Below are 14,967 nucleotides of genomic sequence, written 5' to 3' on the forward strand. Positions count from 1 at the left end.
TAAATAAAGTTAAGGCATTAAAAATGGTTAATAACGAAATATTTGAAGATTTATTTGTGCTGGAGATGGCGAGTAACCATCAGGGAAGCGTAGAGCGTGGATTACAAATTATTAGCGCTTTTTCCAAGGTAGCTCGTTTTAATAATGTGCGCACAGCCATTAAATTGCAGTTCAGAGATATCGATAATTTCGTTCATAAAGATTTCGTTGGTCGTGACGATATTCGCTACGTTAAGCGCCTAGCGGATACCAAAATGTCAAAAGAGGATTTTGGTATTTTGGTAGAGGCTATTCGTAAGAGTGGCTGCATTCCAATGTCTACTCCCTTTGATGAGAAATCAGTTGATTGGTGTGTAGAGTTTGAGATGCCAATTATTAAAGTGGCTAGCGCAGATAACAATGATTGGACCTTGCTGGAAAAAATTGCTACAACTAAAAAGCCAGTCATTATTTCTACTGGTGGTATGACTCAAAAAGATATGGACGATGTGGTTCATTTCTTTACGTCTCGCAACATCACCCTATCTTTGAACCACTGTATTGCCGCATATCCCCATGAGGATAATGAGTGCGAGCTAAATCAAATTGACTACTTGCGTCATCGGTATCCAGATTTAGTGATTGGATACTCATGCCATGAATACCACGATTGGTCAGCATCAATGTACATCGCTTACGGCAAAGGTGCTCGTACATTTGAGCGCCATATTGATATTGATGATGACGGCTTCAAAGTGGCCACATACTCTTCTTTGCCTGCGCAGATCGATACTTGGTTTAAAGCGTGGCATAAGGCTCAAGAAATGTGTGGCACCTCCGGTAGCCATAGAAGAAACTTTATTGACCGAGAAATTGCTTACTTGGATTCATATGTGCGCGGTGTTTATGCAAAACGTGACTTAGCGGCTGGGCAGACGTTGAGCGAGGAGGACTATTACATGGCAATTCCTTTGCAAAAAGGCCAAATATCTAGTCGTGAATTGATGTTGGGTAAATATGGACATAAATTATTAACATCATGCAAAAAGGATGAGCCGATCACTGTGAGTATTTTGGATACACCTTATTCAGGTGATCCCTCAATGCTTGAGGCCTTTAATAAAAGAGGTTTGTAGTCTAGGCCACCAACATTCGAAAGTAATCTACGATTACTTTCGAATAATCCTATTTGTATATGACCTCAACTTATTGTGGAATAGTGTTTGATCTTGATGGGACGCTGATTGATAGCGCCCCTGTCGTCGCAGACGTTTTGAATGGAATGCGCCAACAGCACTCTAAGGACGCTTTAGGTATTGATTGTTATAGATCTTGGAGCAGTGAGGGGGGTACTGTTTTGGTGGGAAATGCATTGGATATCCCGCCAAAAGATGCGGAGCAATTTGTTCCGGAATTTCGGAGGCGTTATTTTGATTATCCAACCCCATTCAATAGTATCTATCCTGGCGTTATTGAAATGCTAAGAGTATTCAAATCACGAAATATTCGCTTAGCAATTTGTAGTAATAAACCTGAAAATCTTTGCAAAAAAGTACTCAACGAAGTTAACTTAGATTCTTATTTTGATATTGTGTTGGGCGGAGATACGCTGACTAAAAGAAAGCCAGATCCATTGCCACTGATACATGTCATTAATGAGATAAGAATTAATCCCAACCAAATTCTTTATGTTGGCGATAGCTTGATAGATCAGAATACCGCTAGATCAGCAGGGATTGACTTTGCTTTTTTTGCTGGTGGGTATGATCCAAAAATTACCCTAGGGCCAAGTGATATTTCATTTAGCACTCACGATCTTTTCGTCTCGGATTTAATTTCTCAAGGAAAAATTAATGGGTAAAGATTGGAGTCTTCAGCAAGATCTGCAAAATATAGTCGACTTGTGCGAAAGAGAGCTCAAAGAGCTATCTTCGGCAAATATATTTATAACGGGTGGAACGGGATTTATTGGTTGCTGGATGCTTGAGGCAATTAGGCATTCAAATTTAACTCTAAAAACAAATATTCGTGCATCTATTTTGACTAGAAGTGTTGTTAATTTCAAAAACAAGGTGCCGTATTTAGCTGACTATGAGTTATTTAATTTTATCGAGGGTGATGTATCGGGCTTCATCTCACCCGCGGAAAATTATTCCCATCTTATTCATGCTGCCACCGACGCCAGCGCAGACTTAAATGAGAATGATCCGTTGCAGATGTTTAATACCGTCCTACAGGGCACTAAGAGAGCGTTAGATTTTGCAGTAGAGAAGAATGTAAAAAATGTTTTATTTTTAAGTTCCGGGGCGGTATATGGGCAACAGCCATGGGAAATGAAAAATGTGCCCGAGAGTTGGCTTGGCGGTCCAAATTGCGTTGATGCAAGGGCAACTTACGCCGAGGCCAAAAGAGCCGCTGAAATGCTCTGCGCTATCTATATGAAGCAATTTGGATTGAAAGTTTCAATAGCAAGAATCTTTGCTTTGCTAGGCCCGTATTTATCTTTGGATATTCATTTTGCAGCAGGCAATTTCATTCGAGATGCAATGGTTATGAAGAAGGTAATCGTTAATGGAGATGGTTTGCCTTGCCGGTCTTATTTGTATGCCTCAGATTTAGCTGTATGGTTATTTAAGATGCTGGCAGATAAACGACAGCTTCCCCCATTAAATGTTGGCTCAGACGAGTCAATTTCTGTAGGTGAATTGGCGGAAAAAGTATCCTCTTTGGTGGGGACTGGAGAGTATGAAATTCTGGCTAAGCCAGATATTGGCTGGAATCCAGGTATTTATGTGCCAAATACAGATCTGGCCTACAAAGAGTTGGGCGTTAGAAGAACGGTTTCATTGGCCGATGCAATTGTACAAACTGCGATCTGGAATGGTTGGAGAAAAAATGATGGCTAATAAATATTCACCAATTTTCCTATTTCTTGTATTTTCCTTAATTGGTGCGTGGAGGCAAATTATTGTTGCTTTTGGCGGGTGGAGTTTTTATTTTAGTCTACATGCATTATTTTTCGCCCTCACTGTAATATCAGTTTTTGTAGTGCTTAAAAAAATCCACAAAAGTCCAATTCTAGTTAGCGGTCAGAGGCATCAATATGTTAATGGTGATCCACTTTTATTTTTAAGGGCATTATTTTGTTTGCTAGTTCTCTTGCAGCATGGATTTGGAATAACTTTCCAAGCAGAAAGCCTTGGGCAGCATCTTTTCTCTGAGTGGGTATGGCTGTTACTGCCCTCGGCTTGGATGGGAGTCTGGGGATTTTTTGTCCTTTCTGGCTACTTAATGGGTAAAAGTTTTTTACTGGAGTCTACCCAATCAACAAAGAGGGTATCTTAGGATTTTATAAGAATAGGTTAATTAAGATCGTGCCCGGTTACTTTTTGGTATTAGCTTTAGGGGGCCTTTTACTGGAACCAGAAATATTTGACTATAAAAATTTATGGATTCTGGCTAGCACAGCTTTATTTGACTATGATGGCGCTCTTCCTTTAAACCCGGTAGGGGCATTATGGTCTATAGCAACGGAGATGCAGTTCTATGTTATATGCCCGATAGTTGCATTGCTTATTGCAACCTTAAACTTTAAAAAATACAGCCTTGCTAAAAATTTTATTTTTTTGGTTCTGCTTTTTGGCATCATGATGGTGTACAGACTTATAAATTTTATTGATGGGGGGTACTACTGGAAGACTGCTGTAATGACTCCAGTCGTTGGAAATTTGGATTTATTTTTTGGTGGGATGATTCTTTCCTATATCTTGACAAGAGATAGAAAGAATATTTTTAGTGTATTTATTGGCTTGATATTGAGTTTTATGTTTTATATTTTCGGCGCCTATGTTGTATCTTCAATATTTATAGGGAAGAATTGGTTGTGGAAAATTGGATATTTTGGTCCAACCTTAACTGGTTTAAGTGTTCTTTTGATTATCACTATTTTTGAAACAAATATTTCTGAAAAATTAAAAAATTACTTGATCATATTCATAAAAAAATCTAGTTTTTTTGGTTTGATTACTTATGAGATTTATTTGCTTCATGATCCAATTCAGAGACTCACTAGAGGGCTTTTTCCAGGTGAATTAACTTTAGAGAATTCACTGCTAGCCCTACTAGTTAGCACTTTAATTATTATTCCGTGTGCATATGTTCTCAATATATTTTTTGAGACAAGCTTTTCAAAATTTCGATATAAAAGAAACCATTAAAAATGAAGCTATCAGATTATGTAGCAAATAAAGTAGTAGAGCTGGGAGTAAAGCATGTGTTTATGGTTACCGGAGGGGGTGCAATGCACTTGAATCACTCTCTTGGTACCCACAAAGGTTTGGATTGCATATTTAATCACCATGAGCAGGCATGCGCAATTGCGGCCGAATCTTATTACAGGTTGACAAATCAGCTACCCATAGTAAATGTAACCTCCGGCCCTGGCGGCACGAATGCCATTACAGGAGTGTATGGGGCTTATGTAGATTCAATTGGAATGGTGGTTATTTCTGGGCAGGTTAAGTGGGAAACTACAGTTCGTAGTACCAACCTTCCTCTGCGTCAGTATGGGGATCAGGAGCTGGATATCGAGGAGCTAGTCAGGCCTGTGACCAAATACTGCAAGATGGTGACTGATCCGCAAGATATTCGTTATGAATTAGAAAAAGCCTTCTATTTAGCGTCTTCTGGGCGCCCAGGCCCCTGTTGGTTGGATATCCCGTTGAATGTTCAGGGCGCCAAAATTGATCCAGAAACGCTGCGAAGTTTTGATCCTTCTGAGCTTAATGATTTATGCTTGCGAGATGGGTTGGAAATAATTTGCAAGGATGTTTTGCAAAAAATTCAAAATGCAAAGAGACCGGTAATTTTTGCGGGAAGTGGTGTGCGCCTTAGTAGGCAGTATGAAACCTTTTTGAATTTAGTTAAAAAACTAGATATTCCAGTGGTAACTGGCTGGAATGCGCATGATGTCATCTGGAATGATCATCCAAATTATGCTGGTCGCCCTGGAACTGTTGGAGATCGAGCGGGTAATTTCGTTGCTCAGAATGCTGACTTGCTTCTAATTCTGGGAAGTAGATTAAATATTCGCCAAGTTAGTTATAACTGGAATTCCTTTGCAAGGGAGGCCTACAAAATCTGGGTTGATGTTGATGCAATTGAGCTGCAAAAACCTACTGTTAGACCTGAAATGCCGATTCATGCGGACTTAAAAGATTTTCTGCCAATATTGGTAAGCACTTCTTACCCCGGAAAAACTAAAGAGCATGAAGAGTGGTTAAAGTGGAGTAAGGAGAGAAACGCTAGGTTCCCAATTGTGCTCCCAGAGTATTGGCAGAGTGAAAAAATAAATCCATATTGCTTTGTTGAGGCCTTATTTAATGAATTGAACGAGGACCAAATTATTGTTGCCGGCAATGGCAGTGCTTGCGTGGTTAGTTTTCAAGCTGCAAACCTTAAGCACGGGCAAAGGCTTTGGACTAATTCGGGGTGTGCGACCATGGGATATGACTTGCCCGCATCTATCGGAGCTCATAAAGGCTCTGGAGGAAAGTCAATCGTTTGTTTGGCGGGTGACGGTAGCATTATGATGAATTTGCAGGAGCTTCAAACAATATCAGGAAATAGGTACCCAATCAAAATATTTATCCTAAATAACAGCGGGTATGTATCAATTTTTCAAACCCATCGTAATTTTTTTAATGGTGTAGAAGTTGGCGGAGGCCCTAAAAGCGGGGTGACCTTTCCAAACTTTGAAAAGGTCAGCAGAGCTTTTGATTTGCCTTATAGAAAAGCAACAAAACACTCCCAAATGAAAGAGGTCATCGAACAGACTATGTTGGAAAATGGGCCGTGTGTTTGCGAAATCATGATTGATGAAAATGTTTCGTTTGCGCCAAAGTTGGGAGCAAAGCAGCACCCTGATGGGCGCATTACTTCGCCCCCATTGGAGGATCTATCGCCTTTCTTGACGAGAGAGGTTTTACGTGAAAATATGATTATTGATTCGCCGCCAGAAGAATAAGTCATTGACTACATGAAAATTAAATTTTTAATTTTGAAAATGGCCTCTGACCATGAAAAAAAAATACGTTTTTTTGATCGCGGGAGGCGTCAATACTTTAGTAGGCTTTTTGGTCTACCCTTTGCTCTATTTAGCATTATCACCAGTGGGTTTCGGGTATATTCAGATACTTCTTGCAGCTCAAATCCCATGTATTACTTTTTCATTTGCTACAAATAAATACTTTGTTTTTAGAACGAAGGGGAATTTAAAAAAAGAGTATTTAAAATTTACGGTATTTTATGCAGTAATTTTATTAATAAATTTAATCTTTCTGCCAATCTTAGTAGAGATTTTTGGAGTAAGTCCTATTATTTCTCAAACACTATTTGTGGCATTGACCATAGTGACTAGTTTTTTTTGGCATAACTTTATTACATTTAAGCCAATTTGAGAAAGTGGATAATGAGTAAAAAATTAATTTCAATAGTTACGCCTACCTATAACGAAATTGAGAATATTGAGGAGCTATTAGATCGCGTTAAAAAGTCTATTGTTGGGCTGGATTATGACTTCGAATTTATAGTTATTGATAATAGTTCAGTAGATGGAACGCAGGAGAAGCTTAAAGAGTTGGCCCGTAAAGACTCAAGAATTAAAGTAATTCTAAATGTTAGAAATTTTGGGCATATTCGATCACCATATTATGGGATATTGCAGAGTCGAGGATCGGCAGCGATCTACTTGGCATCTGACTTGCAGGACCCGCCCGAGATAATCCCAGAATTTATAGCTCAATGGGAGGGGGGTTACAAGTTAGTTATGGCTATTAAGCCTTTTAGTCAGAGTAGTCGACTTATGCATTTTTTTAGGAAGGTGTATTACCGATTTCTTGATGCAATTTCTGAGGTAGAAATTATCAAGGACTCTACAGGGTTTGGGCTGTACGATAAAGAAGTCCTTGATCAGCTAAGAGAAATTAATGATCCATATCCATTCTTAAGAGGGTTGATATGCGAGCTTGGGTACACTGTAAAAACATTACCATTTGTGCAGCCCAGAAGATCGCGTGGGATTACTAAAAATAATTTTTATAGCCTCTTCGATATCGCAATGCTGGGAGTAGTCAGTCACTCCAAAGTTCCGATTAGAATTGCTGCATTTTCTGGAATCCTAATGGGATTTCTTAGTATCGTGACAGCTTTTATATTTTTAATATTAAAGCTAGTCTTTTGGAATTCATTTCCGCTAGGTTCAGCCCCAATAGTCATAACACTATTTTTTCTATTTGGAGTTCAATTATTTTTTATGGGAATTCTAGGGGAATACATCAGCTCTATTCATTCTTATGTTCAAAAAAGACCTGTAGTTGTAGAAAAAGAAAGAATAAACTTTGAAATTAAGTAAATATAATAATATTTATATAGAATTTATTAGTGTGTTAATAGGTATTACAATTTTATTATGCACTGATTTATTGATTGCTAAAAATACCCTGCCATTAACTGAGGGATGGTGGGAGGTTATTGCAAAAGAATCGAATAGCATGGAGCTATATAAAGATTTGTATATAGGTTTGCCACCTTTGTATATAAATTTTATTGCATTTCTTCAAGGGTTTACTGAAAATATATATATACTCAGACTAATATTTATTGGCATTCATTTTTTAGAAGCCTTTACATTAGCATATTTTTTCTCAAAATTCTTCAATTTCACTGTTAGTATGGTAGCTGTAATTATTTCCGAGCTATTAATTTCAACCTATATTACTACCTATCTAACAAAAGACTACCACTTATTTTTACAATTATTAATTAACCTGTATTTATTATCTTGCTTTTATTTTTATAAAACAAAAAAGTTTTATTCAATAATTGCACTAGGTTTATTTACGTCGGGAATATTATTAACCAAGCAAAATTATGGAGTTATATTATTTATCGCTAACTACTTCATATTTTTTACAATCAAAGGAAATTTCAAAAATAAACTAATAAGCGCAGCATTATTTACAATTTATGTATTTGCATTTTTATTTTTATATACAAATGCAAATGGATTGGGGTGGTTATCTACTTACATAGGTAATGATGCCAAGGGCGGAATAATAACAATTATATCCAGAGTATTGTCTGAAAAATCAACAATACAAATAATTCTATCGCTGCTTGCATTTTATGCCTGCTTTTCTATAAAAGATGGCGGGTGGTTAAATTTCATTAAAGAATCAGATTTTGATCGTATATCGACCAAATTTAACTACGTAAAAATCATAAAAATTATTATTTTTATGTTGGCTATATACCTTGGAGTGAGAGTATGTAGTAACAAAGATTTCAATTTGTGTATATTGATAGTGTATTTTTATTTACTATCTGGAATTATAAAATACTGGGGCATGTCAAAAAAAGGAATAGATTATATTGATTTTGGTATTCTTTCCATCCCATTAATAGCAATACTATATTGCAATACTTTAACTGCAGGGTATAACTTCTCAGGATTCCAGGTTGGGGTAGCAGTTTTGTTTTGTCTATTGCTATCTTTAATAGGTTCTATAAGTATTAATTTAAGAAATCTTGTATCAGCAATTTTCTTTATCATTATTGGAATAAATTTTTATAGCACCAAATACATGACTGCCTCCTACAATTGGTGGGGTTATCGATTGGACTCAATTGCGCAAGCTAATTACCATTTGGATAACAAATATCTAGCTGGATTAAATTTAACATCCGATTCTTATGATGTTATATCAAAAGTTAGTGAATTAAATTTAAAAAATAATAGTTTTTATATTTATCCGAATATTCCATTATTTTATTATATTTTTAATATTGATTTAAAGTCTAAATTTCCGGTTCTATGGTTTGACGTAGTGCCAAATAAATATAAAAGCGAGGCAGTTTCTGAATTTGAAAAAATTAATCCAGAATACGTTTTATGGCTTAAGCCTATGAAATCGACCTATGATGGGCATTACAAACTTAAGCAATCTGAATCAGTTATGACTTTAGTGGATCAGCATATATTAAGTAGAATAAATGCTGGAAAGCTAAAATTGATATGGTCTCGACCCATGGGAACCGTCGATTCAAAAAGCAGTGATATTGACTCACCGATCCTTGCAGTCATTGAATGCCAAAAATGTAGCGCTATCAACTTTGATGACCTGATTGCTAATTATTCAATTAGTTCTGTAAAGTTAATGAACTCTACGAAGAAAATTTATGAGATTGAATTTGCAAATGGCTTTAAATTTATTAATTTTGTAGATAATTACAACCCAACTATCATAAATTCGAATTACCCGATATTTTCAATTTACAAGAGAGTGGATCGATAATTGTTTGTATTTAATTTTATGGATGTATTTTTTTATTCATAAAAATAATGGTATTTTTATTATTTTGAAAAATGGTGTAATTAGTTGAATCAGTAATGAATTTAAATGTTTCCTGATCCATTAGGGCGGAATCAATATTATCGCCAAATTTTTCAAAAACTATAAATTTAACTGCTGGGCTAGAAAGAGTTTTTCTTATTTCGGGAATGCGTGAATGAGAATAAGAGGTTCCTACGTGCCACCAAAGTGGGAGATTTTCAGGCGGAATGAGGTTATATTGGCTATATAAGTACTCTAATCGTGGCCCAAACATAATGGCATTTTTTTTTTGTTGTTGTTGTTGTGGCCATAAAATTCTGTATTTCACTATCAACCTCTTGATGAAATTTTGTTGTTTTCAGATGAATAAAAAACTTATTGTTAATTTCGAAACCAAAATCTCTAAATCCAGATGGTGGCCCAGCTAAAATGATTTTTACTCTTTGGTATCCTTCAGCACTAAATATCAACAAAATTACCAGTGCAATTAAAATGCCCAATTTTTTATTTTGTAATTGGTAGTTGCAGAGGCTGGATTGAATTATCATGCCAATTCCTAGCGATGTGAAAAGTATTGGGAAGTCGCTACTCTTTACGTCAAAGTTTGTCGCGAGACATATTATTGATAGGATGCCAACGCACAGCGCTAAGACTGCAAATATAAAATTTGTAAACTTGTAGTTATTGGAGCGCTTAAGCGCAATGAATACTGAGGAATAAAATATTATTAAGATTAGTACTAATAAATTATATCCAGAGAGATCATATTGGTTGTTCAATACTGAATAGATTACTACTATTACACATAGTATTCCTGTCTCAATCCGTTCAATTTTTAAGATATTCTTGGAAAAAAATATTAGCGTAAAAATTAATACGCTGGTAAGAATGCCAAAATTTATGAGGTGATGAAGGCCTTCGCCAGATAGTATTGTCAGTGGAAATAATACCTTTACATCTATAAGGCTTAGATTCAGCGATGCTCTATTTTGGCTAATCAGTTTTATAGTATTAAGATAGTTATTTATATTTAATCCAATAGACCAGTTCAATAAATTAATCCAAATAAATCCACCTGAGGTTATAAAAAAAATATTTTTTATAACCTCAAAAGTCAATGCTTTGACATTTTTATAGGCCTTAATTTCGCTTAGCAAAATCAGCCCATTGACAAATAGAAAGGTAGGTAATCCTATATTCGGCTTTAATAATAAGGGAAAGGTGGAAATAATTAAAATAATATTTTTTAAGGGGCTAGATAAATTCGGTCTAGCCATATTTTCAGAATTTCTCGATATGAAATATATCGATGTTAAAAAAATTAATACACAGCAAAAAATATCAGAAGTATCTGAAATATAAAAATGACCATCAGTAATCAAAGTTGGGATGCAAATTAGAGTTAGTGAAATTTTAGATATAAAAACTGTTGACTTATTAATACAATTATTTTTTGCATAATAATTTATTAGATATGTAGATATTAAGAAAATTGCCGCTACAAATAATTGATTTCCATAAAAATAGGAAAGATAATTGTTCGAAAATGGGCGTGTAAAAATATGTACAATGAAGCTAAATCCTGGTGACATTGGATTATCAATTGAGTATTCATTGCCCATCCCAGATATTAGGATATTATTCGCAGAAATCATTGGTGATAAGTCGAAGCCTGCAAATCCCTTTCTACCCAGTTGCGTCGAAAATAGCGATGCAACTAATAAGACTACAACTTCCCATCTGGAGACTAAAATTCTTTTCATATTTTTAATTTCTTGAATATCATTTCTGGAATGTGGTTCACTATAAGCATGATATAAAGCCAGAATTGCGGTGTATACAACACAGATTTTTTTCGTAATATTGCTTTATGGATATCCTGTGCAACGCGATCTGGTGTTACCCAGGCAACCCCCTTTTTAAAGCTAGCAGTCATGGGTGTATCTACAAACCCCGGTTTCACTGTTAATATATTTACACCTGATTTATTGAGTCTTTGCCTCAGCCCCGATAAAAAAGTAGAAACCATTGATTTTGCTGATCCATAGACGTAGTTGCTTTGCCTTCCTCGATCTCCGGCTACTGAGCTTAATACGGCAATAGTTCCGCTGCCCTGAGATTCGAGTCTATTAGCCAATTGAGTAAGGAGTGCAATTACTGATAACCCATTTGTTTTTATTTCATTTATCGTTAAGCCGACCAATTGCTCGCATTTTTTCTGGTCTGATAACGTTCCATGCGCAATAAGCACAACATCAATCTTCTGTAGCGATTTAAACGCTGCATTAAGCATGGGCAGATGCAAGTCAAAATCATTCGCATCCATGGGGTAAATTAAAGCCTTAGATGCACCTCTAATCTTCATATCTTTGGATATAACATCTAATTGCTCCGCATTCCTGCCAACAAGGAAAAGCTCAGCCCCTTCGGTTGCCCATATTTTGGAGGTTGCCTGGGCAATTGATGAAGTTGCGCCTATGACGAGTATTTTTTTCACTGTAAGCCTAGTCTTTTGGATTGGTCGGATGAAAATTTGCCATGAGCCCCATATTTGGAGCGCACCTGCTCGAATTCCACCCAATTGGGATATATTTTCTTAAAAGTACTTTCAGATAGCAGCGCATCTTTTGTTAAATAAATTCTACCCCCCATATCTAGCACCATGCTGTCTAATTCTTTAAGTAGCGCAAACGTTTCTTTTGATATTTTAAAATCTAATGCCAATGTGTAACCTTCAATTGGAAAGGATAGTAGGTTTTGATTGGATTTCCCAAATACTTTTAACACCGCTAAAAAAGATCCTTTTCCACTATCTACAATTTTAGTCAGGATTTTTTTTAGGCCCTGCAATCCAACAGCTTTTGGCAATACAAATTGATATTGCACAAACCCTCCTGCGCCATAAAGGCGATTCCAGTTCCTAATGGAGTCTAGTGGATAGAAGTAGGGTTCAAATGGGAGGGTTATTTTATTTAATGCAGATGCTTTATGGTAATAAAATGAATTGAAGCATTTGATGGAGTGTTGGTTCAAGAGTCCAGATGGCATCTCAAATGGGATATTAAACCTTTTAGACTTGGCCATTTCTAGAACATTATTTTGTGCGTGTTCACCAAGCATTAAGAGGGATCGCCCTAGTTGCGCCCCTTTTGCCAGGCAATCAATCCAAGCTACAGAATAGGTGCTTGCACTATTATCTTCAAATTGTTGGCATACCTCCTCGAGGCAGTTTGCCTTTATTGTGGTTTGTGTAATCTGGCTGGATTGAATTTTCTTTAATTGAATTGTGGCGGAAATTATCATGCCTGTTAGACCCATTCCACCACAGGTCGCTATAAACAAGTCCGGAAAATTCATTCTTGATACATGGCACATTTCTCCTGTGCCAAGAATGATGTTAAATGAGATGACATGCTCTGAAAATGTTCCGTTTATATGATGATTTTTGCCATGCACATCGCTTGCAATTGCGCCGCCCAGCGTGACATATCCAGTCCCCGGGGTTACGGGTATAAACCAGCCCTTTGGAACAGCTAGCTCAAGAATTGTGCGTATTGAAACCCCAGCTTCACAAGTTAAGACGCCTGATTGCTCATTAAATTCAATGAAGTGATTAAGAAATGTAGATTGAAGAGCTGTGGTGCTATTAGCGCTATCGCCGTAGCTTCTGCCAAGTCCCCTTGGAATAAGGGTTTCAAGCCCTTTTATTGATTCAACGCAATCTACCCGTGTTTTGGGCTGTAAAATTTTTGCATCAGTAATGGGATATCTTCCCCAGCCATGAATTTTCATGCTAAAAATTTTCTATTTTTGTTAATAAATACAAAGCGCTTATCTAGCCAGTATTTAATAAAGTATCCAATTGAAAGCCCCAGAATTCCGCCAATGTAACGCATGAAACTGGTAATGAATATCAAGTGAAAAACATATTCAGTAATCCAAAAAATAGCGGTAGTAAATATCCCCATAAGGCTATACAAAAGAAATAAATGACCATCATGCGCCATGCCATTCGATTGAAAAGAAAATATGAAGCGCTTTTCTAGCACGTAGCGGAGCGGCAGCCCGGCGAGAGTCCCAATTAAAATGGAAATTGTAATCGCGTAACTTCCACTGTAGGCCATCATCGATATCATTTGACTGCCAATATTAACGAGAGTCGATAATCCGGCAAATAAAATATATAAGACAACAAGCCTGGGTGCTAATTTGATCATCACCATATCCTTGCTAGCGCAAAAGTGGCAAGGAAAAACATGCCAATTAACACGCTTGTTTTATCTTTTATGGCGAACACTATAGGGTCATCGTTCATTAAGCCCCTATCTACTTTGAGCCACATCCTGCTTACCCATAGAATCATTAGTGGAATGGCACCCCAAATAATTTCAGGGGTGCGGTATAGCCTGGCTACGTTATCGCTATTGAGATAAAGCGCCAAAACAAGTATTGCTGCATATCCAGAGGTCACTCCTAATTGCTGCACTAGGAAAAGATCTGCCGTGTAATACCCCCTCCCATCAGACTTTTCAACGCTAGTATTTAGATGTATTTTTAGCTCCGCGCAGCGTTTGATGAATGCTAGGGATAGAAATAGGAATACCGAAAAAGCAAGGAGCCAAAATGACAGTTGCACGCTTGCTGCGGCCGCACCAGCCACAATTCTTAAGGTGTATAGGATTGCCAGGAGTAAGCAGTCGATTAAAGCTAAGCGTTTTAGACCCCATGAGTATGCACACGTCAGTCCAAAATAAACTAATAGCCATTGTAGGAAATTTGCACCAACATAGCTTGTAATTAGCAGGCTTAAGAAAAGGGTTATTGGGGCAAGTACTATGCCCTTCCAAATCGGCGCGACTCCAGAGGCAAAGGGGCGAAATTTTTTCCGAGGATGTTTTCGGTCGCTTTCCAAATCCAATAAATCGTTTGCAATGTATACCGATGAAGCGCATAAGCTAAAAGATAAAAACGCAAGCAGAAGCTGAGTGCCAATTTCTCCTGAAATGAGTTCGTGGGCGGCTAAAACTGGCACGAATATAAGGATATTTTTAATCCATTGATGAAGTCGAAAGACTTTTATCCAAGTTCTAACGGTATTTTTTTCTTTGGGAAAAACATGCTGGACCTCTGTGAGTAAGCCTGCTTTTCGGGGCAAATCATTTGACCCATTAACTACAACTGCACGCCTAGATTTTTTCCAAACAGCTAAATCTGCCGACGAATTGCCAACGTAGTCAAAGCCATTCTCTCCATAAGCTTTAGCCAACGCACAAGCTTTACTTCTCCCGGCTAAATTAATTCGTCCATTACTAGCTATAGTGGCATCAAAAAAACCTAGATGGGTTGCGATTGCGCTGGCGATTGATTCGTCAGTTGCGGTGCAAAGTACTAATTTTCTACCCAATTCTTTCTGTGATTTAAGCCAATTAATTAAACAAAGGTTATAGGGTAGTAGAGCAACATTAATATCCACATAGCTAAATATTTTTTTTTAAATTTGGCCTTTCCTTGTAGTAGCCAAAATGGGATGAGGGCTAATAAATATGGCTTATGTCGAATAACTTTTAATAATGCTTCATGCAAAGTATCGGAATGA

The 14,967-nt window shown here is 36.9% G+C and carries 15 protein-coding genes; 9 read left to right on the top strand and 6 right to left on the bottom strand.

Annotated features, from left to right (window positions below):
* The first annotated feature begins 23 nt into the window (after window positions 1-23).
* Genes A9236_RS06805 through A9236_RS06845 form a run of 9 tightly spaced genes read left to right on the top strand, consistent with a single transcriptional unit; the run spans window position 24 to window position 9,332 of the window.
* Window positions 24-1,115, top strand: coding sequence for an N-acetylneuraminate synthase family protein (locus A9236_RS06805; RefSeq protein ID WP_071467812.1), 1,092 nt, complete (start codon window positions 24-26; stop codon window positions 1,113-1,115).
* Between the two features lie 59 nt (window positions 1,116-1,174).
* Window positions 1,175-1,840 (top strand): HAD-IA family hydrolase, encoded by a 666-nt coding sequence (locus A9236_RS06810; protein WP_083398920.1) that lies wholly within the window; start codon window positions 1,175-1,177, stop codon window positions 1,838-1,840.
* Window positions 1,833-2,885 carry an NAD(P)-dependent oxidoreductase gene (locus tag A9236_RS06815; RefSeq protein WP_071467814.1) on the top strand — a complete coding sequence of 351 codons (1,053 nt, stop codon included), beginning with the start codon at window positions 1,833-1,835 and terminating at the stop codon, window positions 2,883-2,885. Before A9236_RS06810 ends, A9236_RS06815 begins: the two co-directional genes overlap by 8 nt.
* Window positions 2,875-3,324, top strand: a complete 450-nt coding sequence (locus A9236_RS06820; RefSeq protein ID WP_143070591.1) for a hypothetical protein — start codon at window positions 2,875-2,877, stop codon at window positions 3,322-3,324. Before A9236_RS06815 ends, A9236_RS06820 begins: the two co-directional genes overlap by 11 nt.
* Before the next feature lie 26 nt (window positions 3,325-3,350).
* The gene (locus tag A9236_RS06825; protein ID WP_369821199.1) at window positions 3,351-4,196 is read left to right on the top strand and encodes an acyltransferase family protein; all 846 of its coding nucleotides are present in this window, start codon (window positions 3,351-3,353) and stop codon (window positions 4,194-4,196) included.
* Between the two features lie 2 nt (window positions 4,197-4,198).
* Window positions 4,199-6,004 (top strand): thiamine pyrophosphate-binding protein, encoded by a 1,806-nt coding sequence (locus A9236_RS06830; protein WP_071467817.1) that lies wholly within the window; start codon window positions 4,199-4,201, stop codon window positions 6,002-6,004.
* A gap of 52 nt (window positions 6,005-6,056) precedes the next feature.
* The gene (locus tag A9236_RS06835) at window positions 6,057-6,437 is read left to right on the top strand and encodes a GtrA family protein (protein ID WP_071467818.1); all 381 of its coding nucleotides are present in this window, start codon (window positions 6,057-6,059) and stop codon (window positions 6,435-6,437) included.
* A gap of 11 nt (window positions 6,438-6,448) precedes the next feature.
* Complete coding sequence (locus tag A9236_RS06840) at window positions 6,449-7,390, top strand: glycosyltransferase family 2 protein (RefSeq protein WP_071467819.1); 942 nt, start codon at window positions 6,449-6,451, stop codon at window positions 7,388-7,390.
* The gene (locus A9236_RS06845) at window positions 7,377-9,332 is read left to right on the top strand and encodes a hypothetical protein (RefSeq protein WP_071467820.1); all 1,956 of its coding nucleotides are present in this window, start codon (window positions 7,377-7,379) and stop codon (window positions 9,330-9,332) included. The genes A9236_RS06840 and A9236_RS06845 overlap by 14 nt, the downstream gene beginning before the upstream one ends.
* Window positions 9,333-9,348: 16 nt before the next feature.
* Here A9236_RS06845 and A9236_RS11300 read toward each other — a convergent pair whose 3' ends face one another.
* From A9236_RS11300 to A9236_RS06885, 6 genes are read right to left on the bottom strand one after another with little or no spacing between them, the layout of a single operon-like run.
* Window positions 9,349-9,699 (bottom strand): hypothetical protein, encoded by a 351-nt coding sequence (locus A9236_RS11300; RefSeq protein ID WP_143070592.1) that lies wholly within the window; start codon window positions 9,697-9,699, stop codon window positions 9,349-9,351.
* Complete coding sequence (locus tag A9236_RS11005) at window positions 9,614-11,134, bottom strand: hypothetical protein (RefSeq protein WP_143070593.1); 1,521 nt, start codon at window positions 11,132-11,134, stop codon at window positions 9,614-9,616. Before A9236_RS11005 ends, A9236_RS11300 begins: the two co-directional genes overlap by 86 nt.
* Window positions 11,131-11,868, bottom strand: a complete 738-nt coding sequence (locus A9236_RS06870; protein ID WP_071467825.1) for an SDR family oxidoreductase — start codon at window positions 11,866-11,868, stop codon at window positions 11,131-11,133. Before A9236_RS06870 ends, A9236_RS11005 begins: the two co-directional genes overlap by 4 nt.
* Window positions 11,865-13,163 carry an FAD-binding oxidoreductase gene (locus A9236_RS06875; RefSeq protein ID WP_071467826.1) on the bottom strand — a complete coding sequence of 433 codons (1,299 nt, stop codon included), beginning with the start codon at window positions 13,161-13,163 and terminating at the stop codon, window positions 11,865-11,867. Before A9236_RS06875 ends, A9236_RS06870 begins: the two co-directional genes overlap by 4 nt.
* Window positions 13,160-13,588 (bottom strand): GtrA family protein, encoded by a 429-nt coding sequence (locus A9236_RS06880; protein ID WP_071467859.1) that lies wholly within the window; start codon window positions 13,586-13,588, stop codon window positions 13,160-13,162. The genes A9236_RS06875 and A9236_RS06880 overlap by 4 nt, the downstream gene beginning before the upstream one ends.
* Window positions 13,588-14,844, bottom strand: a complete 1,257-nt coding sequence (locus A9236_RS06885; RefSeq protein ID WP_236638754.1) for a UbiA family prenyltransferase — start codon at window positions 14,842-14,844, stop codon at window positions 13,588-13,590. Before A9236_RS06885 ends, A9236_RS06880 begins: the two co-directional genes overlap by 1 nt.
* Between the last annotated feature and the right edge of the window lie 123 nt (window positions 14,845-14,967).

Origin of the sequence: Polynucleobacter sp. QLW-P1DATA-2 (genome assembly GCF_001870365.1) — a bacterium.
Classification (GTDB): Bacteria; Pseudomonadota; Gammaproteobacteria; order Burkholderiales; family Burkholderiaceae; genus Polynucleobacter.

Coding starts and splice junctions, on each gene's coding strand:
- A9236_RS11005 (WP_143070593.1), bottom strand. CDS start 11,134: ATGAAAAGAATTTTAGTCTCCAGATGGGAAGTTGTAGTCTTATTAGTT.
- A9236_RS06835 (WP_071467818.1), top strand. CDS start 6,057: ATGAAAAAAAAATACGTTTTTTTGATCGCGGGAGGCGTCAATACTTTA.
- A9236_RS06840 (WP_071467819.1), top strand. CDS start 6,449: ATGAGTAAAAAATTAATTTCAATAGTTACGCCTACCTATAACGAAATT.
- A9236_RS06875 (WP_071467826.1), bottom strand. CDS start 13,163: ATGAAAATTCATGGCTGGGGAAGATATCCCATTACTGATGCAAAAATT.
- A9236_RS06820 (WP_143070591.1), top strand. CDS start 2,875: ATGATGGCTAATAAATATTCACCAATTTTCCTATTTCTTGTATTTTCC.
- A9236_RS06830 (WP_071467817.1), top strand. CDS start 4,199: ATGAAGCTATCAGATTATGTAGCAAATAAAGTAGTAGAGCTGGGAGTA.
- A9236_RS06815 (WP_071467814.1), top strand. CDS start 1,833: ATGGGTAAAGATTGGAGTCTTCAGCAAGATCTGCAAAATATAGTCGAC.
- A9236_RS06880 (WP_071467859.1), bottom strand. CDS start 13,588: ATGATCAAATTAGCACCCAGGCTTGTTGTCTTATATATTTTATTTGCC.
- A9236_RS06810 (WP_083398920.1), top strand. CDS start 1,175: ATGACCTCAACTTATTGTGGAATAGTGTTTGATCTTGATGGGACGCTG.
- A9236_RS06805 (WP_071467812.1), top strand. CDS start 24: ATGGTTAATAACGAAATATTTGAAGATTTATTTGTGCTGGAGATGGCG.